General features: G+C 72.8%; 22 protein-coding genes and 2 tRNA genes. 10 read left to right on the top strand and 14 right to left on the bottom strand.

Annotation, left to right across the window (positions count from 1 at the left end; genetic code table 11):
- Window positions 1–359: 359 nt before the first annotated feature.
- Window positions 360–680 (top strand): multidrug efflux SMR transporter, encoded by a 321-nt coding sequence (locus tag AB0C19_RS10305; protein WP_357182427.1) that lies wholly within the window; start codon window positions 360–362, stop codon window positions 678–680.
- 55 nt (window positions 681–735) lie between these two features.
- Here AB0C19_RS10305 and AB0C19_RS10310 read toward each other — a convergent pair whose 3' ends face one another.
- Window positions 736–2,097, bottom strand: a complete 1,362-nt coding sequence (locus tag AB0C19_RS10310) for a cellulase family glycosylhydrolase (protein ID WP_357182431.1) — start codon at window positions 2,095–2,097, stop codon at window positions 736–738.
- Between the two features lie 374 nt (window positions 2,098–2,471).
- Here AB0C19_RS10310 and AB0C19_RS10315 point away from each other — a divergent pair, with 374 nt between their 5' ends.
- A complete protein-coding gene (locus tag AB0C19_RS10315; protein WP_357182434.1) occupies window positions 2,472–3,434 on the top strand; it encodes a TIGR03557 family F420-dependent LLM class oxidoreductase in 963 nt (320 codons plus the stop codon).
- A gap of 151 nt (window positions 3,435–3,585) precedes the next feature.
- Here the strand turns inward: AB0C19_RS10315 and AB0C19_RS10320 are convergent, their stop codons facing one another.
- The 7 genes from AB0C19_RS10320 to AB0C19_RS10350 all read right to left on the bottom strand — a co-directional run bounded on the left by AB0C19_RS10320 (window position 3,586) and on the right by AB0C19_RS10350 (window position 9,767).
- Window positions 3,586–4,413, bottom strand: a complete 828-nt coding sequence (locus AB0C19_RS10320; protein WP_357182437.1) for a hypothetical protein — start codon at window positions 4,411–4,413, stop codon at window positions 3,586–3,588.
- Window positions 4,414–4,478: 65 nt separating this feature from the next.
- Complete coding sequence (locus tag AB0C19_RS10325) at window positions 4,479–5,288, bottom strand: endonuclease/exonuclease/phosphatase family protein (RefSeq protein ID WP_357182440.1); 810 nt, start codon at window positions 5,286–5,288, stop codon at window positions 4,479–4,481.
- Window positions 5,289–5,299: 11 nt separating this feature from the next.
- Complete coding sequence (locus AB0C19_RS10330) at window positions 5,300–6,790, bottom strand: phosphatase PAP2 family protein (RefSeq protein ID WP_357182443.1); 1,491 nt, start codon at window positions 6,788–6,790, stop codon at window positions 5,300–5,302.
- 70 nt (window positions 6,791–6,860) lie between these two features.
- Entirely contained in the window at window positions 6,861–7,862 is a 1,002-nt protein-coding gene (locus AB0C19_RS10335; RefSeq protein ID WP_357182445.1) for a YihY/virulence factor BrkB family protein, read from the bottom strand.
- The gene (locus AB0C19_RS10340; RefSeq protein ID WP_357182448.1) at window positions 7,855–8,859 is read right to left on the bottom strand and encodes a diacylglycerol kinase family protein; all 1,005 of its coding nucleotides are present in this window, start codon (window positions 8,857–8,859) and stop codon (window positions 7,855–7,857) included. Before AB0C19_RS10340 ends, AB0C19_RS10335 begins: the two co-directional genes overlap by 8 nt.
- A 93-nt stretch (window positions 8,860–8,952) precedes the next feature.
- Window positions 8,953–9,531 carry a Clp protease N-terminal domain-containing protein gene (locus tag AB0C19_RS10345; protein ID WP_238683386.1) on the bottom strand — a complete coding sequence of 193 codons (579 nt, stop codon included), beginning with the start codon at window positions 9,529–9,531 and terminating at the stop codon, window positions 8,953–8,955.
- Window positions 9,531–9,767, bottom strand: a complete 237-nt coding sequence (locus tag AB0C19_RS10350; RefSeq protein ID WP_030336062.1) for an HTH domain-containing protein — start codon at window positions 9,765–9,767, stop codon at window positions 9,531–9,533. The genes AB0C19_RS10345 and AB0C19_RS10350 overlap by 1 nt, the downstream gene beginning before the upstream one ends.
- Window positions 9,768–9,919: 152 nt before the next feature.
- Between AB0C19_RS10350 and AB0C19_RS10355 the strand changes: the two genes are divergently transcribed.
- From AB0C19_RS10355 to AB0C19_RS10365, 3 genes are read left to right on the top strand one after another with little or no spacing between them, the layout of a single operon-like run.
- On the top strand, window positions 9,920–10,780 hold the full coding sequence (locus AB0C19_RS10355) for a universal stress protein (protein ID WP_357182453.1): 861 nt from the start codon (window positions 9,920–9,922) through the stop codon (window positions 10,778–10,780).
- Between the two features lie 60 nt (window positions 10,781–10,840).
- Window positions 10,841–13,234 carry a phosphoketolase family protein gene (locus AB0C19_RS10360; RefSeq protein ID WP_357183125.1) on the top strand — a complete coding sequence of 798 codons (2,394 nt, stop codon included), beginning with the start codon at window positions 10,841–10,843 and terminating at the stop codon, window positions 13,232–13,234.
- A gap of 11 nt (window positions 13,235–13,245) precedes the next feature.
- Window positions 13,246–14,103, top strand: coding sequence for a universal stress protein (locus AB0C19_RS10365; protein ID WP_357182456.1), 858 nt, complete (start codon window positions 13,246–13,248; stop codon window positions 14,101–14,103).
- A gap of 35 nt (window positions 14,104–14,138) precedes the next feature.
- Here AB0C19_RS10365 and AB0C19_RS10370 read toward each other — a convergent pair whose 3' ends face one another.
- The 3 genes from AB0C19_RS10370 to AB0C19_RS10380 form a co-directional block, all read right to left on the bottom strand.
- Window positions 14,139–15,131, bottom strand: a complete 993-nt coding sequence (locus AB0C19_RS10370; RefSeq protein ID WP_357182459.1) for an NAD-dependent epimerase/dehydratase family protein — start codon at window positions 15,129–15,131, stop codon at window positions 14,139–14,141.
- A gap of 93 nt (window positions 15,132–15,224) precedes the next feature.
- Window positions 15,225–15,692, bottom strand: coding sequence for a hypothetical protein (locus tag AB0C19_RS10375; protein WP_357182462.1), 468 nt, complete (start codon window positions 15,690–15,692; stop codon window positions 15,225–15,227).
- Entirely contained in the window at window positions 15,689–16,207 is a 519-nt protein-coding gene (locus tag AB0C19_RS10380) for a sigma-70 family RNA polymerase sigma factor (RefSeq protein ID WP_330440355.1), read from the bottom strand. The genes AB0C19_RS10375 and AB0C19_RS10380 overlap by 4 nt, the downstream gene beginning before the upstream one ends.
- A 203-nt stretch (window positions 16,208–16,410) precedes the next feature.
- Here AB0C19_RS10380 and AB0C19_RS10385 point away from each other — a divergent pair, with 203 nt between their 5' ends.
- The 4 genes from AB0C19_RS10385 to AB0C19_RS10400 are packed head-to-tail and all read left to right on the top strand — an operon-like array spanning window position 16,411 to window position 23,993.
- Window positions 16,411–17,343: an ABC transporter ATP-binding protein gene (locus AB0C19_RS10385; protein ID WP_357182466.1), complete on the top strand. Its 933-nt coding sequence runs from the start codon at window positions 16,411–16,413 to the stop codon at window positions 17,341–17,343.
- Window positions 17,340–18,062, top strand: a complete 723-nt coding sequence (locus AB0C19_RS10390) for an ABC transporter ATP-binding protein (RefSeq protein ID WP_357182470.1) — start codon at window positions 17,340–17,342, stop codon at window positions 18,060–18,062. Before AB0C19_RS10385 ends, AB0C19_RS10390 begins: the two co-directional genes overlap by 4 nt.
- Before the next feature lie 7 nt (window positions 18,063–18,069).
- A complete protein-coding gene (locus AB0C19_RS10395; protein ID WP_357182473.1) occupies window positions 18,070–21,237 on the top strand; it encodes a permease in 3,168 nt (1,055 codons plus the stop codon).
- Complete coding sequence (locus AB0C19_RS10400; protein WP_357182476.1) at window positions 21,234–23,993, top strand: FtsX-like permease family protein; 2,760 nt, start codon at window positions 21,234–21,236, stop codon at window positions 23,991–23,993. The genes AB0C19_RS10395 and AB0C19_RS10400 overlap by 4 nt, the downstream gene beginning before the upstream one ends.
- An 85-nt stretch (window positions 23,994–24,078) precedes the next feature.
- Here AB0C19_RS10400 and AB0C19_RS10405 read toward each other — a convergent pair.
- Together AB0C19_RS10405 and AB0C19_RS10410 are read right to left on the bottom strand one after the other, a co-directional pair.
- Window positions 24,079–24,153, bottom strand: a tRNA-Val gene (locus AB0C19_RS10405).
- Window positions 24,154–24,179: 26 nt separating this feature from the next.
- Window positions 24,180–24,252: transfer RNA gene (locus tag AB0C19_RS10410), tRNA-Gly, on the bottom strand.
- Between the two features lie 147 nt (window positions 24,253–24,399).
- On the opposite strand from AB0C19_RS10410, the gene AB0C19_RS10415 reads away from it, so the two are divergent.
- Window positions 24,400–24,642, top strand: a complete 243-nt coding sequence (locus AB0C19_RS10415; RefSeq protein WP_091400768.1) for a DUF6458 family protein — start codon at window positions 24,400–24,402, stop codon at window positions 24,640–24,642.
- Window positions 24,643–24,816: 174 nt separating this feature from the next.
- Here AB0C19_RS10415 and AB0C19_RS10420 read toward each other — a convergent pair whose 3' ends face one another.
- On the bottom strand, window positions 24,817–25,773 hold the full coding sequence (locus AB0C19_RS10420; protein WP_357182480.1) for an NADP-dependent oxidoreductase: 957 nt from the start codon (window positions 25,771–25,773) through the stop codon (window positions 24,817–24,819).
- Between the last annotated feature and the right edge of the window lie 35 nt (window positions 25,774–25,808).

Here is a 25,808-nt window from a genome sequence, read left to right on the forward strand (position 1 = left end):
GCCCGGGGCGCCGGGCGCGGGGCGCCGGGCGCGGGGCGCCGGGCGCCGGGCGCACGGCCCGTCCGATGACGGGGGCGGATTCATCAGTGGGGTCCGCGTCGTTGGCGAAGTCTGCCTCGTCGCCACAACTGATTCGTTTGTGACATCAGCTCCAAAGGCGTTCTGTGGCAGGTGCCGGGGCCGCACGGGCACCACTCCACGGGCCGTACGGACGCCTCGCGACGGGTCGGCCGGATGCACAGGGTCGGCCGGCTACCCACGGGTCGACCCGACGTCGACAGGCCGGCCGGGCGGGGGCATCACCGGCACTAGCCTGGGTGGCGACGGGCTTCAACGACCACGAAGGACCGAGGGGACGCATGGCGTACGTGCTGCTGGGGATCGCCATCCTCGCCGAGGTGGTGGCGACCAGCCTGATCAAGAGCACCGTCGGGTTCAGTCGGCTCTGGCCGACGGTGGCGTGCCTCGGCGGCTACGCGCTGGCGTTCCTTCTGCTGGCCCAGGCCGTCAAGGAGATCCCGGTGGGGGTGGCGTACGCCCTCTGGTCGGGTCTGGGCACCGCGGCCATCGTGGCGATCGGGGCGGTGTTCCTGGGTGAGTCGGTGGGGCTCGCCAAGCTCACCGGCATCGCACTGATCATCGCCGGGGTGGTCATCGTGAACCTGGCCGGGGAGCACTGACCAGGACGGTTTCCGGTGGCTGGGTCCGGCGCGGACCCGGCCACCGGTCCGACGGTCAGCTAGCCGTGCAGCTCACCACCGGCGGGCTGTTGGCGTCGGTCCAACTACCGAGGAAGCCGAAGCTGGCGCTGGCCCCGGCGGCCAGTCGTCCGTTGTAGTCCGTGTTGCGGGCGGTCACTGTGGTTCCGGTGCTGGTGAGGGCCACATTCCAGGACTGGGTGACGCGCTGGCCGTTGGCGAAGGTCCAGCTGGCGGTCCAGCCGGTGATCGCCCTCGCGCCGGCGGTCACCCGTATCTCACCCTGGAAGCCGCCCTGCCACTGGTTGGTCACCGTGTACGTCGCCGTGCAGCCACCGCTCGGCGGAGGCGTCGTCGGTGGCGGCGTGGTCGGCGGAGGCGTCGTCGGCGGAGGCGTGGTCGGCGGTGGGGTGCCGCCGAAGACGCTGGCCTCGCGGGCGGTCTGCCGGATGCCGTTGACCCCGTTGAAGAGGCGCTGTCCCCAGTCGGTCAGGCTCGCCGGATTGAAGTTGGTGGCCAGGTCGAGATACTCGACGCCGCCGCCGTTGCCGCTCCACGACCAGCCCAGCCAGCCGATCCCGTTGGCCTGGCTGTACGCGAGGATGGCGTCCTCGTCCGGGTTGCCGTCGGAGTGGTTGAAGCCGAACTCACCGACCACGATGGGCAGCCCGGCAGCGCGGAACCGGCCCAGGTAATCGCTGATCTCCGCGGCGGTGTCGAACACCCCGTACATGTGGATGGAGAACACGATGTTGCGGGCCGGGTCGGCGGCGAAGACCGACGCGGCGTTGTCGCGCATGGTGAACGACCAGTCCTGCCCCCAGTTCGGCGCGTCCACCATGATCGTGTGGGTCAACCCGCCGGCCCGCAGGCGCTTGATCGCATTGGCGTTGTCAGTGGCCCACGACGCGTAGTTCTGGTTGCCGTACGGCTCGTTGCCGATGTTGACGATGACGTACCTCTCCTGGCCGGCGAGGACGTCGGCGAGGCTGAGCCAGTAGTCGACGGCGCGGTCGAGGGTGATCGCGCCGCTCTGCTCGCCGTACCCTGTGGTGTCGTGCACCTCCAGCACGCAGATCAGCCGGTTGGCCTTGCAGAGCGAGATGACGTTGGCGACGTCGGAGTTGGTGTTGCGGGTCCACCGGTCGCCGCTGGAGAGCACCACCCGCACGGTGTTCGCGCCGAGCGCCTTCACGTCGGCGAACGAGCTGGTCTGCTGCGGGTACCAGGTGTGCGCGTGGTTGACGCCGCGCATGATGAATTCGGCGCCGTTGGCGTCGTACAACTTGCCGCTCGCGACGGAGAAACCAGCCGCGGCGTGCGCCGGCTGGCCGAACGCCAGCACTGTGACGAGCAACGCGAGCAGAGTCGCGCCGGCGGCGGAGAGTCGAGTCTTCATGGCCTTCCTCAGGGAGGACCCCCGGTGCCCGACAGGGGTGGGGACGTACAGGGGAAGGCGGCTGCAGCCCGGCAGCCGCGCCCGGCTCCCGGCGCAGGCATCAGCGTAGGACGATGGATTGGTCCGCGCAACCGGTTCAGTTGACGGGCCCGCAGCCCGGACAGCCGCAACGGCCCACGCGGACGCGGGCCGTCACGGGGCGGTCATCCCCACCACAGGATGTGCGCCATACCCGGCTCTTAACCGGTTAAGAGCGACGGTAGGCAGGAGGCTGGCATCCGTCAAGCACCACGGCAGCCGAACCGGACGGGAGGGTTGACCGCCGTGCACCGGGGTATCCCGGGAACGATCCGTCAGCGAGAGGGGAAACCAGGATGGTCAGCGTCGGCTACACCCTGATGAGCGAGCAGGCCGGGCCCAAGCAACTGGTGGACCATGCGGTACGCGCCGAGGCGGCTGGTTTCGACCAACTGGTGATGTCCGACCACTACTACCCCTGGCTGGACTCCCAGGGTCACTCCCCGTACGCCTGGTCGGTGCTCGGCGCGGTCGCCCACGCCACCTCCCGCGCGGAGCTGATGTCCTTCGTGACCTGCCCGATCCGGCGCTACCACCCGGCAGTGGTCGCGCAGAAGGCCAGCACCATCGGCGCGCTCTCGGACGGCCGTTTCACCCTCGGCCTGGGCGCCGGGGAGAACCTGAACGAGCACGTGGTCGGCGGCTGGCCGCACGTCCAGCAGCGGCACGAGATGTTCGAGGAGGCGTTGCAGATCATCCGGCCGTTGCTCAACGGGGAGACGCTGACCTTCTCCGGAAACCACTTCGACGTGCCCGACGCCTACGTCTGGGACCGCCCCGAACGGCCGGTGCCGATGGCCATCGCCGCGTCCGGTCGACAGTCCGCGACGCTGGCCGCCGAGTACGGCAACGGCCTCATCTCCACCGAACCCGACCGGCACATCATCGAGATGTACGACGACGCCGGGGGCGCCGGCCAGCCCCGCTACGGCCAGGTGGCCATCTGCTACGGCCCCGACGAGGCGGAGTGCCGCAAGATCGTGCACGACCAGTTCCGCTGGTTCGGAATGGGCTGGAAGGTCAACGCCGACCTGCCCGGCCCGGAGTCCTTCGCCGCCGCCACCCAGTTCGTCCGCGAGGAGGACGTCGCCGAAGGCATCTCCTGCGGTCCGGACGTGGACGCGCACGTCGAGGCGTTCCGCAAGTTCGTCGACGCCGGCTTCACCCACGTGGCGATCATCCAGGTGGGCGGAGAGAGCCAGCCGATGTTCCTGGACTGGGCGCAGGAGCAACTGCTGCCCCGACTGCGCGAGCTGTGAACGCGGAGAGGTGAACGTCATGCGCTTCGGCAACACGGAGATCCGCCCGCTCGGCGGGGGCCTCGGCTGCCTCCTGATGATCCTCTTCTCGATCGTGGCGTCGGTGGTCCTGACCGTCCTGCTGAATCTGGTGCTCTGAGCCCCGCACGTCTCAACGGCGCAGGCCCAGGGCCTTGAGCACCTCCCGGACGGCCAGCCGGGCCGGGTCGAGCATCGAACGGCGGGCCCAGCGGGCAGCGGGCGCGACGGTGGCCCGCCACACCGCCCTGAGGCCCCGCGCCACCGGCAGGACAGTTACCGACCAGACCCATCGGACTCCGGACAGCAGCGGGCGTACGGTGTGCCGCCACAGCCAGCGCATGCCTCGCCCGAGCGGGCGCAGCAGCAGTCGGTGGAGCAGTCGCAGCACCCGGCCGGCCGTCCGCCACGCGCCGACCACCGCGGCGACGACCAGCCGACCGACGGGCGTGAGCACCCTCCCCAACCAGTACAGCGGCCACAGGACCAGGTACGTGACCAGCCAGACCAGCACGCGCCCCAGGACCACGAGGGCCGGACGCAGCCCATGACGGGTCATCCAGACCAGCGCGGGCCAGATCACCGTGCGGGCGACCCACACCAGCGGCAGCCACAGCACATGCCGCACGCACCAGACCAGCGGAAGCCAGACCAGTCGGTGCAGCAGCCAGGTCAGTGGGGCCAACAGCCAGCGGCGCAGGAACCCGCCCGCCGGGCGGAGCAGATACCGGTGCAGCAGCCGGCCGGCAGCCACGATCAGCTCCCAGAGCAGGCGTACCGGCAGCACCACTACCAGCGCCACACCACGCGCGACGGCCGCGACGAGCGGAGGCGCGACGGCGGCCGGCTGCGCCGTGTCCGAGACCGGCGGGTCGGCGGCCGAGCGAGCCCTCGCGGGCGCGGCCCGGTGATCGTTCGGCGGACCGGGCAGCGGCGAGTGGAGGGTACGGCGGTCGGTCACTGTGGCACGGTAATCGGCCCGCGCCACGCCCTGGGTGGCACCGGCAGCGCGAGCCGACGGTGGCGTCAGCCGGGAGACAACTCCAGTGTGACGAGCAGCGGATAGTGGTCGGAGGCGGTGGCCGCCGCGCCGTCGCGGATCACGCGACAGTCGTGCGCCCGCTGCGCCACCGCCGGGCTGCCGAGCAGGTAGTCGAGCCGCATGCCGGCGAACTCGGCCCCGCCGAGCCGGGTGGGCACGGTGTGGCCGGCGGCCTCCGGTGCGTCGACGTTGCCCGTCGGCCAGAGGTCGACGAGGCCGGCGGCGAGCAGCCGGGCGATCGCGCGGGTGTCCACGGCGCCACCGGAGCGACGCAGGTGCCGCCGCTGGTAGAGGGTGGGCATGCCGGCCAGCCGGGCGGTGTGGTCGACGGTCGGGTCGAGCGAGTTGAGGTCACCGGTGACCAGTGTCAGCGGCCCCTGGTCGCGGCGCATCGCGGCGACCAGCCAGTCGACCTCCATTCGCCGCCGGCCCCCGGAGTACGGGTAGAGGTGGGTGCCCAGCACTGTGAACGGGCCGGCGGACGTGGCCACCACGACGCGGGCGGCGGCGTGGTGGAACGGGCGGCGCACCGACCCCGCGTCGACGACCCGGTACGGGGGCCGGACCAGCACCGCTACCGGCTGCCCGAAGCAGGACCGGGCCAGGTGGGGAATCATCCCCACCCGGCCCGCCACGCTGGCCATCAGCCCGTCCCGGTCGAAGCCGCGCAACTCCTGCAGGGCCAGCACGTCCGGTGCCTGCTCGTCGACTACCTGAACCACCTGATCCAGCCGGTCGAGGCCGCCGCGATCCCGTCCGCCGGTGCGGATGTTCCAGGTCATCACCCGCAGCACGACGGCGGCGTCTAGTCGGCTCGGCCGGCCCGCGCCAGCTCGTCGTCGAGGGTGTCCACGTCCTCCGACTCGATGGCCGGTCGGTTGCCTTCCTTCAGGTCCTCGTTGGGGCGGATCACCAGGTAGAGCAAGCCGATCCAGAGCGCGGAGAGCAGGATCGCGCCCATGAAGTCGGTCGGGTGGTGCATCCCCCGGTACATCCGGGAGGTGGCCACCCCGACCGGCATGAGCACTGCCAGCGCCACGAAGATCCAACGCCACCACCGGTCGGTACGCGGGAAGACGACGAGGGTGATCGCCAGCCAGACGCAGATCGTGGCCGCGATGTGCCCGGACGGGAACGACGAGGTGGGCATCTGCCCGTCCAGGTTCTCCACCAGCGGACGCGGCCGGTCGACAGCACGGGCCGACGCCAGGAAGAGCGTCAACTCCCCCACCATCGCCAGCACCACGAAGAGCACCGGGCGCCAGCGCCGCCACACCGCCAGCACCAGCGGGCAGAACACCAGCGAGATCAGCAGGATGGCATGGGTGTCGCCGAACTTGCTCCACCACCAGCTGACGTCGGTCATCACCTCGGTGTGCCGCTCCGCGAACCACTGCGGCACCTGAGTGTCGAGGGTGTCGAAGAAGGTGCCCTTGGCGTGGTAGCTGACGTACGTGCCGAAGCCGTACAGCGCGCCGAACACGATCACCCAGCCGACCAGCAGCTCGGCCACCGCCGAGCGGGGATGGGCCAGCACGTGTTCCTCGGCCGGGGCGGGGGCGATGTCGTGCCCCGCCTCCGGCTCCAGGCCCTCGGTCAGCGACGCCACCGGCCGCCCCCGCTCCCGCCGCCACAGTCGGAAGGCGTACGCCGTGACGCCCAGCCAGGCGGCCCCGAGCAGCCAGGCGGCCAGCACGTCGGAGACGAAGTGCACGCCCAGCGCGATCCGGGTCAGCCCGACCAGTGCCACCAGCACACCGACGCCGACGATGGCCGGCTTGCGCCAGCGGGGCGCCATCGCCGGCAGGAACACCAGCAGCAGCGCTCCGTACGCGACGAACGAGCCGAGCGCGTGCCCGCTCGGGAAGCTGTTGCCGGGCGCGCTGGCGATCGGCACGTCCACGACCGGACGGAGCCGGCCGACGAGCGTCTTCAGTGATGGGTCGAGGATCAGGCCACCGACCCCCGTGATGATCAGGTAGACGGCGAGTCGGGGCTGCCGCCGGATCAGCAGCCCGACCACGGCGATCGTGACCAGCCAGATGAGGATCGGCCGGCCGCCCAGGTCCGTGACCGCCTGGAGCACTGTGACCAGCGCGTGGTGCGGGGCGACGAGCCCGTTGAACCACTCGGCGAGCCCGTGGTCGACATCCTGCAACGGGCTCCACCGCACCCGGACGAGCAACAACAGCAGCCCGAAGGCCACCCCGGCACCGGTGACGGCCACCAGACCGGCAATGCTCCGTTCGGCGAAATGACCGATCGGACGGTGCGCCACCTCTTTGACCGCGGTCACCCCGCACCTCCCTTGTCGCCTCTGGCGAGGCGCTTTACCCGATCCGCGTCCGTCGTACACGCCGGTGCCGCTAGAGCGCCGACATGTCACCGGTGTCGTACAGCTCGGCGCGGTCCGGGTCGGGCTCCCACAGATCCGGTTGGGCGGGCTCCCGCGCACCGATGCGCAGCGCCTCCAGTTGGGCGGCGAAGGACAGCCCGCCGAAGAGCGCCATCCCGGTCAGATTGGCCCAGAGCAGCAGCGCCATCATGCCGGTCAGGGCACCGTAGGTCTGCCCGAAGCCGTCGCTGAACCGCACGTACGCGGCGAGCAGCAGGCTGGCCAGCCACCACAGCGCCGTGGCGATGCCGGCGCCGAACAGCAGCCAGGACAGGCCGGGCTGGTTGCGGCGCGGCGCGTGCCGGAACAGCACGGCGACGGCGACGACGGTCAGCACGAGACTCAGCGGAAAGCGGATCACGTCCCAGATGCCGTTGGCGACAGCGCCCCACTCGTAGTGTTCGCGGACCGAGTCGCCCATCGCGCCGCCGCCGACCAGGATCAGGAAGCCGGCGAGCGCGGGCAGGCCGGCGGTGACGGCCAGCACGGCGGCCCGTAGGTACTTGCGCAGTGCCGGGCGGTCCCGCTCGACGCCGTAGATGCGGTTGGCGCCCCGCTCGATCTGGGCCATCGTGGTGGTGAGCGCGAACAGGCCGGTGAGCAGACCGAGGGTGAGCGCCAGCTCCCCGGCGTCCTCGACGCGTTCGCCCTCGCCGAGCAGCTCGCCGACCATCTGCGCGCTCTGGCCGGGGGTGAGCGCAAGGACGGTGTCGGCCACGACCTGGCCGCCCTCCTCGACGCCCAGCTCGCTGATCAGGCCGGTGAGGGCGATCAGGAACGGCACCACGGCGAGGCAGAGTTGCAGCGCGAATGCCCGGGAGTGGCTGAACCCGTCGCCGTAGCGGAACCGGATGAACGCGTCCCGCAGCAGGTGCCAGCCGCCCTGCCCGCGCAGTGTGTGCCAGGCGTCGTCGGCGGACAGCTCCTCGTCGGCCATCAGCCGGGTCTCCGGCACGATCCGGGTACTACTCACGGCGGGCTTCCTCGATCAGCTGCTCGCCCCGCTCCCCGGCACCTTGCGCGTCGACGGCCAGGTCGGGAGCGTCCTCGGGCTGGGGCACACAGAGCCAGAGCGCCTGCGGTCGGACCTCGGCCCGCAACTGGCGGCCCGGGGAGATCAGGTCGCCGTCCAACTCCCGGGGCTGCGCCCGGTTGCTGGTGACCACCACCCGCCGGCCCCGGAAAATCTCCAGCTGCGGCACCTGGCCGCTGCGGCGGATCACCGCCCAGCCGAGCGCGAGCCAGTGCCGCAGGTTGCGCGGGGTGAGCACGGCGACGTCCAGCCAGCCGTCGTCCGGCTCGGCCTCGGTCAGCAGGGTCACGCCGCCCTGCAGCCGGCCGACGTTGGCGATCAGGACCGAACGGGCCCGGCGGCGCAGCGGCGGCCTGTCGTCGATGCGGATCTGCACCCGCATCGGCCGGTCCCGGAGGTGGCGGGCAGCACCCACCACGTACGCGGGCCAGCCGATGCGGGCCTTTGTGGTCTCGTTCGTGGCTTCGAGCATCTGGGCGTCGAAACCCATGCCTGCCATCACCGTGAAGTACTTGTCCTCGACGGCGCCGACGTCGAGCAGCCGTCGGCCGCGTTCGACGGCGACCTGCAACCCGGCGGCCAGGTCGGTGGAGAGCCCCAGGTTGGCGGCGAGCAGGTTGCCGGTGCCCTGCGGCAGCACGGCGAGGGCCACATCGGTGCCGACCAACCCGCTGACGCAGGACATCACGGTGCCGTCGCCCCCGCAGGCGAAGACCAGGTCGACGCCGTCCTTGACGGCCTGCTCGGTCTGGCCGCGACCCGGGTCGTCGACTGTCGTCTCGTACCACTGCGGCGCGGGCCAGCCGGCCGCGGTCAGGGCGTCGTCGACGGTCCGGCGCAACTCGTCGAGATCGTCGACCTTGACCGGGTTGACCACGACAGCGGAGCGCAACCCGCCGTCGCCGCCCGAGGGCCGCCTGTCCTGTCCAGCATCCACGGCGCCAGTGTGCAGCACCCGGACGGCTTCAGCGACCCGGCGACCGACGCGCGTCGGAAGTGCCACAGACAGGTTTCAACCCGGCCCCACCCGTCAGGCCGCCGCCCGCAGTGCGAGCTCCACCCGCCGGCGCAGATCGTCGAGGTCGACCCCGGACTCGGTGAGCACCAAGGCGCCGAGCCCGTTGCCCTCCCGGAGCACCCCGAGCAGGATGTGCTCGGTGCCGATGTGGCGGTGGCGCAGGCGCAGGGCCTCCCGCAGGGACAGCTCCAGCGCCTTCTTCGAGCGGGGCGAGAACGGCCCGCCGAGGTACCGCTTCCGCCCCCAGCGGCGGCGTGGCGCCGGCACCGCCTCCCGTAGCGCGTCCGGGCCGAAGGACTGCTCGATGCGGGCCACGATCGCGGCCAGGTCGATGCCGATCTCCCGCAGCGCCGCGGCGTCCGCGTCGCCGAGGCCCGCGCCGCCGGTGACGGTGTGCCGGCGTACGCGTTCGCGCAGGTCGTCGGCGCGTACGCCAGCGTCGGCGAGCACCCGGCTGGCCAGCCCGGCGTCGTCGGCGAGCAGGGCGAGCAGGAGGTGCTCGGTGCCGACCGGCCGCTGGCCCTCGACCCGCGCCTCCTCCAGTGCCCGTTTCACCACGTCGCGCGCCCGGTCGGTGAACCGTTCGAACATCACGCCTCCCAGGATGAGTTGACCGCCGGTCGCCCGGCGTGCTTCTTGTGCACTGCCTGCCGGCTGACCTCGAGCGTGTCGGCGATCTCCTGCCAGGACCAGCCCTGTCGTCGGGCGTTGTCGACCTGGACCACCTCGAGCCGCTCAAGGAGCCGGCGTAGCGCGCGGACGGCACGCAACCCGACCCGGGGGTCGGTGCTGCCGGCTGCCGCCGCGAGTTCTGTCGCCTGACTCATGTCGTCAACATACGTTGACAACTGGTGGCTTGTCAACCCTGGTTGACGAGCGCCGGACGCGGCGGATCGGACCCGCCACCGGGCACATCCGACTACCCTCGGTCAGGGACAGCTTGGTCGTGCCGGGCGCGACGCCCGGGAGGTGATATCGGATGGCCGCACCCGCCGACGCAGCGGTGCTGGTCGGCCTCGGGTCGGAACTCGACCTCCCGGTCGTCGAACAGGCCGCTCAGGAGGCCGCCGGACACGGCCGGCCACTGCACCTGCTGCACACCTTCGACTGGCGCGCGGCCTTCGCCGCGGACACCGTCGCCGCACCCCGGGACCAGGCCGAAAAACTGATCACCCGCGCCGCACAACTCGCCCACCAGACCGAGCCGGGGCTGACCGTACGCGGGGAGATCGTCGAGAGCGCGATGCTGCCCACCCTCATCCGCCGCTCGGAGGGCACCTTCCTGCTGGCCGTCGGCGACAGCGGCATGGCGGGCAGCGGCCAGTGCGTTCCGGCCGAGACGACCGCCGTGCAGTTGGCCGCACGCGCCGGCTGCCCCCTGTTGGTGGTCCGACGTGAACCGCCGCCGCAGGGCCCGGTGTTGGTGGGCGTGGACGGCTCGCCCAGCTCACACCTCGCCCTGCAATGGGCCGTGCGGTGCGCGGCCCGCCGGGGCGCCCGACTGCTGGCGCTGCGGGTCGTGGAGTACGACGAGGACACCGACGCGGTCGCCGAGCAGCTCACCGAAGCACTGGACCGGCACACCGGCCGCGACAACACGGTGCCGACCGAGTGCCGGGTGGTACGCGGTGACCCCGCCGACGTGCTGATCGACACGTCCCGCAACGCGCAGGTGGCGCTGGTCGCCGCCCGCGGCGACGAACCGGGCCGGGCCATGCTGGGGGCGGTCGCCCAGTCCCTGCTCTACCACTCCCCGGCCCCGGTGGTCGTCGTCCGCGGCCTGGCCGAGGCGCCGCTGACCGCGCCCGACGCCCGCCCGGAGCGGGACAAACAGCCCTGACCCGGGGCGTCCGCAGTGGCCAGGCTGGACGCCCCACTCCTACCCGCGAGAGGCAGCATGATGGAGACCGCTCTCGACGTGCACCACGCCCTCACCGACGACGAGCTGCGCCGGCTGGACGCCTACTGGCGCGCCGCGAACTACCTCACCGTCGGGCAGATCTACCTGCTGGACAATCCGCTGCTGCGCGAGCCGCTGACCCCCGACGACATCAAACCCCGGCTGCTCGGGCACTGGGGCACCAGTCCCGGTCTCAACCTGATCTACGCCCACCTCAACCGGGTGATCGTGGCGCGCGACCTCAACGCCATGCTGGTCACCGGCCCCGGTCACGGCGGACCGGCCATCGTGGCCAACACCTGGTTGGAGGGCACCTGGTCGGAGCGCTACCACGACGTGGCCCGCGACGAGGCCGGGATGTCCCGGCTCTTCCGCCAGTTCTCCTTCCCGGGCGGCATCCCCAGCCATGTCGCGGCGGACGTGCCGGGTTCGATCCACGAGGGCGGCGAACTCGGGTACGCGTTGAGCCACGCCTACGGCGCCGCGTTCGACCACCCGGACCTGCTGGTGGCCTGCGTGATCGGCGACGGCGAGGCGGAGACCGGGCCGCTGGCCGGCAGTTGGCTCTCCGACGTGTTCCTCAACCCGGCGCGCGACGGCGCGGTGCTGCCCATCCTGCACCTCAACGGCTACAAGATCGCCAACCCGACAGTGCTGTCCCGGATTCCCGAGGCCGACCTGCTCGACCTCATGCGCGGCTCGGGCTACCAGCCGTACGTGGTGGCCGGTGACGAGCCCGCCCGGGTGCACCGGGCCCTCGCCGCGACGCTGGACCGTGTGCTGGGCGAGATAGCCGAGATCCAGCGGCGGGCCCGCTCCGGAGGCGTCGTCGAACGTCCCCGCTGGCCGATGATCATTCTGCGGACGCCGAAGGGCTGGACCGGCCCGCGTGAGGTCGACGGCACCCAGGTGGAGGGCACCTACCGCGCCCACCAGGTGCCCCTGTCGGGCGTACGCGACAACCCGGCGCACCGAGCCGAGCTGGAGCGCTGGCTGCGCAGCTACCGGCCGGAGGAACTGTTCGACGCGACCGGCGCGCCGGTGGAGGAGCTGCTGACGCTTCCGCCGCGCGGTGACCGGCGGATGAGCGCCAACCCGGTCACCAACGGCGGCGTGGTGCTGCGCGACCTGACCCTGCCGGACTTTCGCGACTACGGCGTGGAGGTTCCCGAACCGGGTACGCCGATCGCCGGCGCGACAGGGGTGCTCGGCCCCTGGATCCGCGACGTCATCAGCGCCAACCCCCAGACGTTCCGGCTGTTCGGCCCGGACGAGGTCGCGTCCAACCGACTGGGTGCGGCGTTCGAGGTGACCGACCGGGCCTGGGTGGCCGCCACGGTGCCCGGCGACGACCACCTTTCCCCCGACGGGCGGGTCATGGAGGTGCTCTCCGAGCACCTGTGCCAGGGCTGGCTGGAGGGTTACCTGCTGACCGGTCGGCACGGCGTGTTCACCAGTTACGAGGCGTTCATCCACATCGTCGACTCGATGCTCAACCAGCACGCCAAGTGGCTGAAGGTGACCCGGGCCATCCCCTGGCGGCAGCCGATCGCCTCGCTGAACTACCTGCTCTCCAGCCACGTCTGGCGGCAGGACCACAACGGCTTCTCCCACCAGGACCCGGGCTTCATCGACCACGTCGTCAACAAGAAGGCCGAGGTGGTGCGGGTCTATCTGCCGCCGGACGCCAACACGCTGCTCGCCACGATGGACCACTGCCTGCGCAGCCGGCACTACATCAACGTGGTGGTGGCCGGTAAGCAGGCCGCCCCGAACTGGCTGACGATGACCGAGGCGATCCAGCACACCCGGCGTGGCCTGGGCATCTGGGAATGGGCCAGCAACGACGGCGGCACCGAACCGGACGTGGTGCTCGCCTGCTGCGGAGACGTGCCCACCCTGGAGACGCTGGCAGCCGTCGAGCTGCTGCGCCAGAACCTGCCGACGTTGAAGGTGCGCCTGGTCAACGTGGTCGACCTGATGCGGCTCCAGCCGGACACCGAGCACCCACACGGCCTGACCGACAACGAGTTCGACACCATCTTCACCGAGGACCGGCCGGTCATCTTCGCGTACCACGGTTATCCGTGGCTGATCCACCGACTCACCTACCGCCGCAGCAACCACGACAACCTGCACGTGCGCGGCTACAAGGAGGAGGGCACCACCACCACTCCGTTCGACATGGTGATGCTCAACGACCTGGACCGCTTCCACCTGGTCATCGACGTCATCGACCGGGTGCCCGGGCTGGCCGCCAGCGCCGCGCACCTGCGCCAACGGATGGTCGACGCCCGCCAGGCGGCCCGCGACTACACCCGCCAGTACGGCGAGGACGACCCCCAGGTCGCCGAATGGCGCTGGGTCCGCGAAACCGACCCGACCACCCCCTGAAGGAGAACGACGTGCGCGACGCGGAAATCCTGGTCGGCTACGACGGCTCCACCGACGCCTCGGTGGCCCTGAACTGGGCAGTGGAGGAGGCGCGGCACAGCGGCCAGCCGGTGCGGCTGGCGTACGTCTTCGAATGGCTGACAGTGGCCAGTTGGGTCGGCCCGGGCGTGGCCCCCGGCGTGTGGCCGGACGACACCGCCCGCCGGCAGGTCGAGGACCTGGTCCGCCGGGCCGCGGCGGACGCCACCGCGGCGAACCCCGGGCTGCGGATCACCGGCGAGGTGTACGACGGGCCGCCCGCGCTGGTGTTGCAGGAACGCTCGGCGGAGGCCGGGATGCTGGTGCTGGGCAGCCGGGGTCACGGCGGCTTCGGCGGCCTGCTGGCCGGGTCGACGGCGGTCTCGGTCGCCGCGCACGCCCACTGCCCGGTCGTGGTGGTCCGGGACGGGGCCGACAGCGCCGTGACCGACACGTCGGGCCGCCAGGTGGCGGTCGGGGTGGACGGCTCGGAACCGTCGCTGGTGGCGCTCGGCTTCGCTGCCGAACGGGCCGCGCAGCGGCAACTGCCGCTGCGCGTCCTGCACGCCTGGACACCGGGCCCCGGCGGGGCGGCCGGGGTGCCCGACGAGCGGGCCGCCGTGGAGCAGGCGCTGGAGCCGTGGCGGCGGACGTTCCCCGAGCTGGCGGTGACCGTCGACCTGGCGTCGACCAACCCGGCCGCGATGCTGATCGAGGCGAGCCGGGACGCGCGGCTGGTGGTGGTCGGCAGCCGCGGCCGGGGTGGGCTCGCGGGGATGCTGCTCGGCTCGGTCAGTCAGCAACTCATCCAGCACGCCCACTGCCCGGTCGCTGTGGTCCGCGAACGCTGATCACGACGTGCCCCTTCGGCCGACGGCGGCGTCGGTCAGGCGGCGAGCACGGCGGCCTCCACTGTCGGGTCCAGCCCGATCGAGCTGCGCTGCGGTCGTCCGGCGCGCGGGGGAACCGCACCGACCTCGCGCAGCCAGCGCCAGGTGTCGCCGACGGTCTCGGTCACCGGCCGGCAGGTCAACCCGGCGGCCAGTGCCCGGGTCACGTCCTGCTCCAACAACCCCCGGTACGGGTGCCCGCGCGGCAGCCAGATCGGCAGGTCGCTCCACGGCTGCACCCCGGCGGCGAGGATCGACGCCGGATCGGTCCACCGCAGCCGGGCGTCCGAGCCGGTGGCGACCACGCACGCGTCGAGCAGCTCGCCCATCGTGGTCTGCGCCGGAGGACCGACGGCGTTGAACGTGCCGCCCACCCGCCGGGCGCCCGCGTCGAGCATCCACCCCGCCAGGTCGCGGACGTCGACGTACTGCACCGGCAGGTCGGCCGGCGCGGGGGCGAGCACGTCCCCGCCCCGCTCGATGCGCCGTAGCCACCAGGGCAGCCGGCCGATGTCCTCGCCCGGGCCCAGGATCAGGCCGGCCCGGGCGACCAGCGCACGGCGACCGAACACCTCCCGCACGGCGCGCTCGGCACCGGCCTTGAGCTGCGGGTAGTCGCCGTCGACGGCACCCGGGTCGGCGTCCACCACCGGGGAGTCCTCATGCAACCCCGCCTCGGCATGGTCGGTGTAGACCGAGCCGCTGGACACGTACACGTAGTGGCCGACCGCGTCGACGAGGGCGCGGGCGGCGTCGCCGGCGGCCCGCGGCGCACCGTCCCAGGTGTCCACAGCGACGTCCCACTCGCCGCCGGCCAGCGCGGCCAGGCCGTCCGGCGCGGTGCGGTCACCCCGCAACCGGTGCACGCCGGACGGCACCGTGCCGTGGAGCCCTCGGTTGAACACCGTCACCGACCAGCCGCGGCGCACGGCCTCGGCGACAGCGGCCCCGCCCACGAAGCCCGTACCGCCCAGCACCAGCAGTCTCATGCGCCCCACAGTGCCGGCGTCGACCGGCGAAGGGCACCCCTGTTCACCGGCAGCGGATCTGCTCGTGGCAGAACCTCACGATCGTGCCGCCGTTCACCTGTTGCCCGTCGCCGGTCCGGCCAGCACGCTCCTGCGGCGCAGCAGCGCCGCTCGCGCCCGACGGGCCGCCCGCAGGTTCAGGGCCGCCACCGCGCCGAGCAGGAGCACAACGCCCAGCAGCGCCGGCTCCAGTTCGTGTCGCAGCAGGCTGATGATCAGCGCGCCACCGCTGAATGCCAGCCAGGCCGCGACGCCGAGCCAGCCGGCGACCACCCGGTCCCGGGCGAACAACGGAGTCCGTCGAGTCACGGCCCAACCACCGAACACCGCCCAGCACAAGCCGATCACCACCAGGACGGCGAAGGCCACGTTGGTACGCGTCGGCAACCCGGGCTCGGTCGCCCAGAGCAGCCCGATCAGGGCGCTCGCGGTGAGACCGGTGAAGGCCAGTGCCAGATAGCCGACCCGCCTGCGCAGCGACAACGGCGCGTCCAGTCGCGCCAGCACCTCTTCCGGAGTCATGCCTCGTACCCCTTCCGCACCAGCTCGTGGCGCAACAACCTGCGGGCCCGGTTGAGCCGCGACTTGACAGTGCCGACGGGTATGCCGCAGATCTGCGCGCAGGCGTCCAGCGGCTGATCCTCCAGGTGGAACAGCAGCAGCACCTCCCGTTCCCGGGCGGGAAGCGCCGCCAACGCCCCGGCCAGCGTCTCCCGATTGACGACCTCCTCCGCCTCGTCGGCGCCCGGCAGGTCGTCGATCGGTTCGGGCTCCGGGTGGGCGTACGCGTCCCGCAACCGGTTCATCACCGCCCGACGGGCGATGATGAACAGCCACGGGGTGAACCGGTCCGGCTGACGCAACTTAGGCAGCCCCTTGAAGACCGCCAACCAGATCTCCTGCACCACATCGTCGTCGGACCCACCGAGCATCCGCCCGACGTACCGCTCGACCGCCGGATGCCAGCCCTGCACCAACTCGGCGAACGCCTCCCGTTCACCCAACTGGCAGCGGACCACCAGCAACTCATCGCTCATCGGCCCTCCTTCGCCTGTTCAGTCGGCGTCAGAGCCCGGCAGGTTCACGACCCGCCACAGCGAAAACCGGCCCCCGGCGGGTGGAGATCGCGGCGGTAGACCCTCGTCCAGAATGCAGGAAAGCCACCCCGGGCATGGTCAACGGAGGCGCCGATTGCGAAACTGCTTCAATCTGCATCAGCACAACCCGGACGGAGCAGGGAATGCCCAGCACACCGCTCTCCCTGCCGCAGCCATCCGCGCGGGCACCCGAGTTCGGCCGGGACGCGCTGATCGTCTGCGAGAACCTGGTGCGGATCTACCAGACCGGTTCGATCGAGGTGCAGGCACTTCAGGGACTCGACCTGGCCGTGGAGAGCGGTGAGCTGGTCGCCGTCGTCGGTGCCTCCGGATCGGGCAAGTCGACACTGCTCTCCATCCTGGCCGGTATCGACGCCCCCACCGCCGGACGAGTCCGGGTCGACCGGTGGAATCTGCTGGCGATGTCCCGCGCGGACCGGGTGGACTACCGGCGGCACACCGTCGGATTCGTACGGCAGCAGACGGCGAGCAACCTGATCCCTTACCTGACCGCACGGGAGATGGTGGACCTGCCCATGACGGCTGCCCGTACCGCGAAGCGGGAGCGCCGGGAGCGCGCGGCCGAGCTGCTGGACAGCCTCGGTGTCGCCGACTGCGCCGATCGTCGCCCCGGGCAACTCTCCGGAGGGCAGCAGATGCGGGTCGCGATCGCCGTGGCGCTGGCCAACCAGCCGCGGGTCCTGCTCGCCGACGAGCCGACCGGTGAGCTGGACGCCGCCACGTCCGCGGAGGTCTTCGGCGTGCTGCGGGACGTCAACCGGCGCTACGGCGTCACAGTGGTCGTGGTGACCCACGATCCGGAGGTCAGCGGCCAGGTCGAACGGACCGTCGCGATCCGGGACGGGCGCACCAGCAGCGAGGTGCTGCGCCGCACCACCACCGACGCGGAGGGCGACACGCACACGATCGCCGAGGAGTACGCCGTGATGGACCGGGCCGGGCGGGTCCAGGTGCCCCGCGAGTTCCGCCAGGCGCTGGCGCTGACCCGACGGGTCCGGCTGGCCCTGGAACCCGACCACATCACGATCCACCCCGACTCGGGAAGCGGCGAATGAGCAGCGAGCCACTGCTGAGCGTGCGCGGCGTACACCGGCGCTTCGGCACCGGGCCGACCGTCGTCCACGCCCTGAACGGCGTGTCGTTCGACGTGGCCGCCGGTTCGATGGTGGCGCTCGTCGGCCGGTCCGGTTCGGGCAAGACCACACTGCTCAACGTCATCGGCGGCCTGGACCGCCCGGACGCCGGCACCGTGCACGTCGACGGCACCGACGTCACAGCGCTCGACGAGGATGGCCTGTCGCGGCTGCGGCGCGAGAAGGTGTCGTACGTCTTCCAGAGCTTCGGGTTGATCCCGGTGCTGTCGGCCGCGGAGAACGTCGCGGCCCCGCTGCGGATGGCCCGCGTCGCCCCGACCGAGCGCGAGCGGCGGGTCGAGTTGCTGCTGGAGCTGATCGGCCTGGCCGACCACGCCCGGCAGCGGCCGGCCGAGCTGTCCGGCGGCCAGCAGCAGCGGGTGGCGATCGCCCGCGCGCTGGCCGCCTCGCCCCAGCTTCTGCTCGCCGACGAGCCCACCGGGCAACTGGACGCCGAGACAGGTCTGTCGGTGATGGCCCTGCTGCGCGGGATAGTGGAATCGGAGGGCGTCACGGTACTGGTGTCGACGCACGACGCGGTGATGATGGCCCTGGCCGACAGGGTGATCCGCATCCACGACGGGCACCTCGACGAACAGGCGGCCGGGCAGCCGTACCCGCCGGTGCCGGACGCCCTGTGACGCGACGATGAGGCTGGTCAGCCGACGCGCTCGCGCGCAGTGGCCGTTGCTGGCAGCCCTCCTCGGGGTCGTCACGATCGGCGCGACGGTGCTGGGTACCTGCACCCTGCTGATCACCCGCACCGCCGAGCGGGCGCTGGAGGTCGCCATGGCCCGCGCCGCCCCCGCCGCCGTCGACGTGACCGTCTACACCGGCACCGTCGAGGGCCGGGACACTCCGTCCGTCGCCGCCGACACCCGCACCGTGGTGGCCTCCACGCTCGCACCGTTCCCGGTGACGACGACCGCGCGGGCGTCGACGGTGCTGCGGGCCCTGCCGCCCGCGCTCGCCACGGGCACCACAGTCGGAGCCCAGGCGTACCTGTCGGGACTGGACGACCTGCCGACCCGAGGCGAGCTGGTCACCGGGCGCTGGCCACAGCACCCTGGCGACGCGGTGCTGCTGGAGTCCACCGCACAACTGCTCGGCCTCACCCCCGGCAGCCGGGTACGCCTCGGCGCCGAACTGGCCCACGCGCCCGTCCCGGCCATCGACGTGGTGGTCGTCGGAGTGATACGCCCGCTGCCGGGGCGCGGCTGGGACCGCGACCCGCTGGCCGCGGCCGGTTCCGCCACCGGCTACCGGGACGGCCGCTTCCAGCAGCCGGTCAACGCCTACGGTCCATTCCTCGTCGACCTCGCCGACCTGTTCACCACCGGTGCCACAGTCGACCGGCTGGAGGTCACCGCCCGTCCGGACCTGTCCCACAGCAACCGCCACGACCTGGATACCGTGGCCGCGGCCGTCGACAGTGCCGACGGCCGGCTGGCGGGCACCCTCGGCGACCGCGTCCGGCTCGCACGTGTGGCCTCCGAACTGCCACTGACCCTGCGGGCCGCCGACGACCAACGGCACGTCACCGCCGCGGTCGTACTCGCCGTCGCCGTCCTCGGCGGTGTCCTGGCCGCGACGGCACTCGTCCTCGCCGGCCGTCTGACCACTGGCATACGCGCCGACGAGACCGCCCTGCGGTCCGCCCTGGGCGCCAGCCGTCGACAACTCGCCGCCACCGCGACACTCGAGGCCGGACTCGTCGCCGCCGTCGCCACCGCGCTCGCGATACCGGCCTCGTCGGCCCTGCACGCCGGCCTGACCCACCTGCCGCCGCTGGACGGCGCCGGCCTGACCGTCCGGCCGGCCGTCACCGGCGCCCAGGTCCTCGCGGTCGCCGTCGGCGCGGTGGTACTCGCCGCTGTGCTCATCGTCCTGGCGATCCGGCCCGTCCCGGCAGCCGGCGACCAGCGCACCCGCCGCGAACTGCTGGCCCGATCCGGCGCCGATCTGATGCTCGCGGTATTCGCCGCCGCCGGATGGTGGCAGCTGTACGCGCAGCCCACCGCCGCCAGCCCACGCGCCGACGCGGTCCGAGTGCTCGCGCCGGCGCTGCTGCTCACCGCAGGCGCCGCTCTGGCCCTCCGGGTGGTACTTCCCGCCCTTCGCGGCGCCGACCGGCTGGCGTACCGCGCCCGCGGGCTGGCGCTCCCGCTGGCGGTCTCCGAGGCCGCCCGCCGGCCACAAGCGGTCGCCGCCGGGCTGCTCGTCGGGCTGGCCTGCGCGGCCGGAACCTTCGGCCTCGCCTTCGACGACACGTGGCACCAGTCGCAGCGCGACCAGGCCGCGCTCGCCGTCGGCACTGACCTGGCCCTCACCCTCAGCACGGCGCCGGTGGCCGGAGACGGCGCGATCGTCAGCGCGGCCACCGCGGGGGCCGTGAGTCCGGCCCTCGACCGAGGTACCGCCGTCGGTCAGTGGCTCGGCAGCGCCGGCGACGCGCCGCGCCTGGTCGCCGTCGACACCACCCGGGCCGACGCGCTGCTGCGCGGGCGGCTGGACAACGACAGCGGATGGGCGGACGTGGGCACCACGCTGGCACCACGCACCCGGGTCACCGGCCTCGCCGTTCCGGCTGGCGCCTCGCTCGTCCTGAGTGGGACCGCCGCCGGTGACACCCCGCTCGCCGTGACGCCCCGGCTGATGCTGCAGGACGCCACCGGCCTACGCACGTCCTGCACCGGTCCCGCCGTACCGCTCGACGGCCAGGAGTTTCGGCTGCCCGCCTGCGCGACCGCTGACGGGCTGCGCCTCGTCGCGGTCGCCCTGCCGGTCACCACCGACGCGGTCGGCGGACCCGTCGCCGTAGCCGTCACACTCACAGTGCCGCCCGCCGCGTCGGCGGGAAGTCCCACCGACGGATCGGATTGGACCGCCACGTCCGCGCCGCCGGTCCCGAGCAGGTTGCGCGACCCGACCGTCACGGTGTCCGCCGCCACGCCGACGGGAACCACGTTGCGGATGGCCGCGACCGTCGACCTCGGTGGCGCCGAGGACGCCGCACGGACCCTCGTCGCCACCGCCTTCCCGGACCCCGGCCCGGTGCCCGTCGCCGTCTCCGCCCGCTTTGCCAGCGAGGTCGGTGCCGAGAGCGGCAGCCAGCTCAGCGTCACCGTCGGCATCACGCCCGTCCCGGTCGTGGTCACCGAGGTCGTGCCGACCGTTCCGTCCGCCCCCGGCGCCGTCGCCGTCCTGGCCGACCTGGACACGCTGTCGCGCGCACGTGCCGTCACCGGCGACCTGACGTTCCCGGTCGACGCCTGGTGGGTCGGCCACCCGGCCGACCCCGGTGCCGCCGAGCGGGCCACCGCATTGCACCTGGGTGCCGTCGCGACCCGCGAGGCGGAGACCGCCCGCCTCACCGGCGGCCCCCTGCTCGCCGGGCTGCCGGCCGCGCTCCGCCTCATCGTCCCGGCCGCGGCCCTGCTGCTGCTCGCCGGCGTCGTCCTGCACGTCACCTGTGATCTCCAGGTCCGCGCGGTCGAGGTGACGCGGCTGCGCGGCCTAGGAATGTCCCGGCGCGGCATCCGGGCCGTGCTGCTCGGCCAGCACGCCGGCGTTCTGCTGCCGCTACTCGCGGCGGGCGCGGCCGTCGGCGCGCTAGCCACCCGCGTCGTCGCTCCCCTGCTCGTGCGCTCCGAAACCGGTGCCGCGCCCGTCCCGGCCACCCAGCCACACTGGCCGTGGCCAGCCGAGGCCGCACTGCTCGCCGTACTGCTGGCCGGATGCATGCTCGTGGTCGCCGTCGTGGTCACCGTCCAGGTCCGCCGGGCCGACGCCGCGCACCTGCGGGTGGCCCCGTGAACCGGTGGCTGAGCCGCCGACGGCCGGCGCTTCACTGGCCCAGCATCCGTGGCCGTGGCCGTACCGACGCCGGACCGCTGCTGCTCACCGCCGCCGTCATCGCGGCCGTCGCGCTGCTCGCCGGGGCCGCGCCGCCGCTGCTCCGCGCCGCCGCCGACAACGCCGTCCAGGACACTGTCCGCCGCGCCGGCAGCGACTCGAACGTTCTCGTAAACGCCAACTGGGAACGCGACGACGGGCCGACCGGCGGGCGGGTCCGGATGCCCAGCCTCGCCGATGCCCTCGACAACTTCCGCGCCCGGGCGACATCCGCGCTCGGGCCCGATCTGGATGCCGCGCTGCTCCCGCCCCTCGCCACTGCCAACGGCCCGATCCTCGACATCACCGGCGGCAGCGCCCCACGTACCTTCCAGTTCACCTACCTGGCCGGCGACGGCGGTGGCCCGGACGTGACCTGGATCGCCGGCAGCCCACCCGGCCCCGCCGTCTCCGACCAGTACGTCGAAATCCCCTACGACGGACCGCCCTGGCCGGTGCAGGTCGGCCTCTCCGAGGCGGACGCCGCCGCACTCGACCTCGGACCGGGTGATCGAATTCCGGTCAAGGACGGCAAGGGTCGCGACAAGGACGTCCGGATCAGCGGGATCTACCGACCCACGGACAGCGCCGACCCGGCCTGGCGGCTCGCCCCGGCGCTACTGCGCCCCGTGCTCGGCGCCGACGGCGTGGGGACCACCCGGTTCGCCGGCCTGCTGTCGCGCGAGTCGCTACCGGACGCCCGGCTCGCCATCGACGAGGATCAGCTGCGGCGCACCATCTACTTCGCCCCCGTTCCCGACGCGCTCACCTGGGACGCCGCCGCGGCGCTCGCCAGCCAGGTGGTCAAGCTCAAGGCGACCTCCGGCTCGTCAAGCGACCGCGACCAGTCCCTGAAGTGGGAATCGCAGCTCGACACCGTCCTGCGCGACGCCCGTGCCCGAAACAGCGCCGCTTCCACACAGGCCGCCGTCCTGCTCGCCGGGGTACTGACCGCCACGGTGCTGGTCCTGCTGCTCGCCGCCGACCTGCTGGTCCGCCGCCGCAACCCGGTGCTCAGCGCCGCCCGGCAGCGTGGGGCGGCGCTACCCGACATCGGTGCGGAACTGATCATCGAGTCCACAGTGGTGTCGGTGTCGGCCGCCGCCGTCGGGCTCGCGCTCGCCCGCGCGGCCGCTCCGGGCCTCTCCTGGACCTGGGCCGTCCCCGTGGTTCTGGCCGGTGCCGTCGCCGGGCCGGCGTTCGGCACCCTCGCCGCCGCCCGCGCCAGCCGGGACCGGCGCCAACCCGCCAACCCGGCCGCTCGGCGCTGGATCCGGTCCACCGCCCAGTTGCGCCGCGCCGCACTGGAGGCTGCCGTCCTGATCGCCGCGGTCGCCGCCTTCGTCACACTGCACCAGCGCGGCCTCCTGCCCCTCGCCTCCGGCGGCGACACCGGCGAGCTGACCGGTGACCTCATCCTGCCGATCAGCGCCCTCGCTCTGGGCGCGCTCGTCGGCGCGCTCGTCCTGCTCCGGCTACTGCCCATCGGGGCACGGTTGGCGCTCCGACAGGCCCTGCGCTCGCGCCGCCCGCTGGCCGTGTTCAGTGCCGCCCAGGCGGCCACAACGGCCGGGCGCGCGCTACCGCTGCTGGTTCTGGTCAGCACCACGGCACTCGCGTCGTTCGCGCTCATCCTCGGCGCCACCGTCACCCGGGGCCTGACCGACGGCGCGTGGAGCACCGTCGGCGCCGACGCCCGCCTCGACGTCGGGGCCGACGCCGCCGCCGCCACGCCCGCACTCGCCGAGCGCATCGCCGCCGCACCCGGGGTGGGGCAGGTCGTCGTCGCGCAGGTGACCGACTCGGCACGCGTCTTCACCGAGTCGACACTGCTCACCCCACGCCTGGTCATCGTGGACACCGCCGCGTTCCAGCGCCTGCTGGCCAGCACTCCGCTGCCCGACGCGCCGGCGCTGGCCCGGCTCACGGCACCCGGTCCCGGCGCCGGGGACGTCCCCGCGCTGGTCCGATCGAGCGACGGCGAACTGCGCACCGGCACGCGGTTGCAGCTACCCCGGGACGACGCCCCGGCGATCCGTCTCGCCGCGGTCGGTACCGCTCCCTCCGTCGGCGGCGCCAACGACGTCGTCATCGTGGACGCCGCGGCCCTCGCCGACGCCGGGCTGCCCGCCGTTCCGAATACCGTCTGGGTCACCGGCCCCGGTGCGGCGCGGGCCGTGTCGAACACCGGAGTCGCCTCCGACGTCGTGCTGCGTGCGGACGTCCTGCGGGCCCAGCGGGTGGCTCCACTGACGGCAGGGCTGGTACGGCTGGCGTGGACGGCCGCCGCGGTGCTGCTGGCGCTGGGGTTGCTCGGCCTCGCGCTCGCCGCCGCCGCGGGTGCGTCGCAGCGGTGGCAGACCCTGACCCGGCTGCGGACCCTCGGCCTGCGGCCACGCGACGCCCGCTGGGTCGCCGCCGGAGAACTGCTGCCGCCGGTAGTGGTCACCGCGGTGTACGGCCCGCTACTAGGGGCCCTGCTCGCACGCCTGACGCTCGGCCCGCTCGACCTGCGGCTGCTCACCGGCCAGGCCGCCGACCCGACGGCGATCCTGCCGTGGTGGCTGCTGGGCCTGGTGAGCGTGGCGCTGCTGGCGACGGCCGCCACTGTCGTACCTGTCGAGTCGGCGCTGCGGCGACGCGACCGGCTGAGCGAGGTACTCGGCGCCGGCGAGTGACCGACGGTCTGCCGTGCGGGAAGCAGAAACGACGAGACCCGTTACCGGAGATCCGGTAACGGGTCATCTGATCCGCTCGTATGGATGGTGGGCGATACTGGGTTTGAACCAGTGACCTCTTCCGTGTCAAGGAAGCGCGCTCCCACTGCGCCAATCGCCCGTGGCGGCCCCGTGGGGCGCATCGCGAGCGGACGACGGGATTCGAACCCGCGACCCTCACCTTGGCAAGGTGATGCGCTACCAGCTGCGCTACGTCCGCACGTCCCCGGCAAGCGCCGGCGACAGGTGAACTCTACCCGATGCCAAGATCGCTTGGAACGGCACCCTGGCCGGTCGCGGTTGCGCTGGTCCCGCCCGGGGTACTGAAGGGCTCGACAGCGCACCACACCCCCTTAAGGAGGCTGTCGTGGGTATCGGCACCAGCATCTTCCTGATCGCGCTCGGCGCGATCCTCACCTTCGCACTGGACGCGAGCGTCGGCGGCATCAACCTCGACGTGGTCGGCTGGATCCTGATGGGCGCCGGCGTGCTCGGCCTGATCATGACCACGCTGATCTGGGGTCGCCGCCGCCAGGTCGTCACCACCACCGAGCAGCCGGTGGAGTACCGCCAGGTAGAGGAGCGGCGGGACATCGCCCCGCCGCTGTGACCCGGCCAGCTCCACAGTTGGCGGAGCCACCAGATCACGGTGATCCCGGGCCGGCCGCCTCGGCGAAGGCGGCCGGCCTCTCGCACCCGTGACCCCGCACCGCAGCAGACGACGGGTAGGCGTCGCCGCCGCCGGTGAGTGGACCATCGTGGTCCGCCGCTGCCGGCGGCGGAATCAGAACTCGATGACCAACCGGCCGCGCACCCCTCCGGCTTCCAGGAGCTGATGCGCGCGGGCCGCCTCCTGCGGCGGGAACCGGCCGGCGACCCGCAGCGTCAGCGCACCCTCCTCGGCGAGTCGCCGAAGCAGGTCGAGCTTGTCGCGGCGCCCGTCGTACTCGTGCACGTACGCGGAGACCATCTCGACCCTCCGCTGGTCGGCCTGTGCCCGCAGCACCGGATCGGGTCCGCCGCGCAGCAGCGCCACGGCACCACCCTCGCGGACCGCGGGCAGCAACGCACCACCAAGCAGCGCGGTGTCGACAGCGGCGTCCACCCCGCCCGGTGCATGCTTCCGGAAACGGTCGGCGACACCTGGGCCTCGGGTCACCGTCACGTCGGCACCGAGCGCGGCGACCAGGTCGACGTCACCCGGCGCCGCGTCGGCCAACACCCGGTGACCGTCGGCCTTGGCGAGCTGTACCGCGTACCCGCCGACGGCACCGGCCGCGCCGGTCACCGCGAGGGTGCTGCCGGGCGGCAGCCGCAACTGGTCCAGGGCATGCAGGGCGGTCAACCCGTTCAACGGCAGTGTGGCCGCCTCGGCGAGTGACACGCCCGCCGGAGCGGGCACCACCCATGCCTCCGGGAGCACTACCCATTCGGCGTACCCGCCGCCGGCCGCCCGGGTCGGGTTGACCATGGCCATCACCGGGTCACCCGGGGCGAGTGCGCCACTGGTGCCGGAACCCACCTCGTCGATGGTGCCGGCGATGTCCTGGCCGGGCAGCAGCGGGTCACTGCCGCGCAGTCGCACCGGCGTCATACCGGCCCGGATCAGGGTGTCCGCGGGGTTGACCGCCGCGGCCCGTACCCGGATGCGGACCTCGCCGGGGCCGGCGTGCGGCGTCGGAAGGTCCACCACCCGCAGCACCTCGGGCCCGCCGTAGCGCAGCAGTCCGACAGCTCTCATGCTCGACTCCTCATTCGGGTGACCGGCCGCCCCAC

It is taken from the genome of Micromonospora sp. NPDC048842 (genome assembly GCF_040649935.1).
Taxonomy (GTDB): domain Bacteria; phylum Actinomycetota; class Actinomycetes; order Mycobacteriales; family Micromonosporaceae; genus Micromonospora; species Micromonospora hortensis.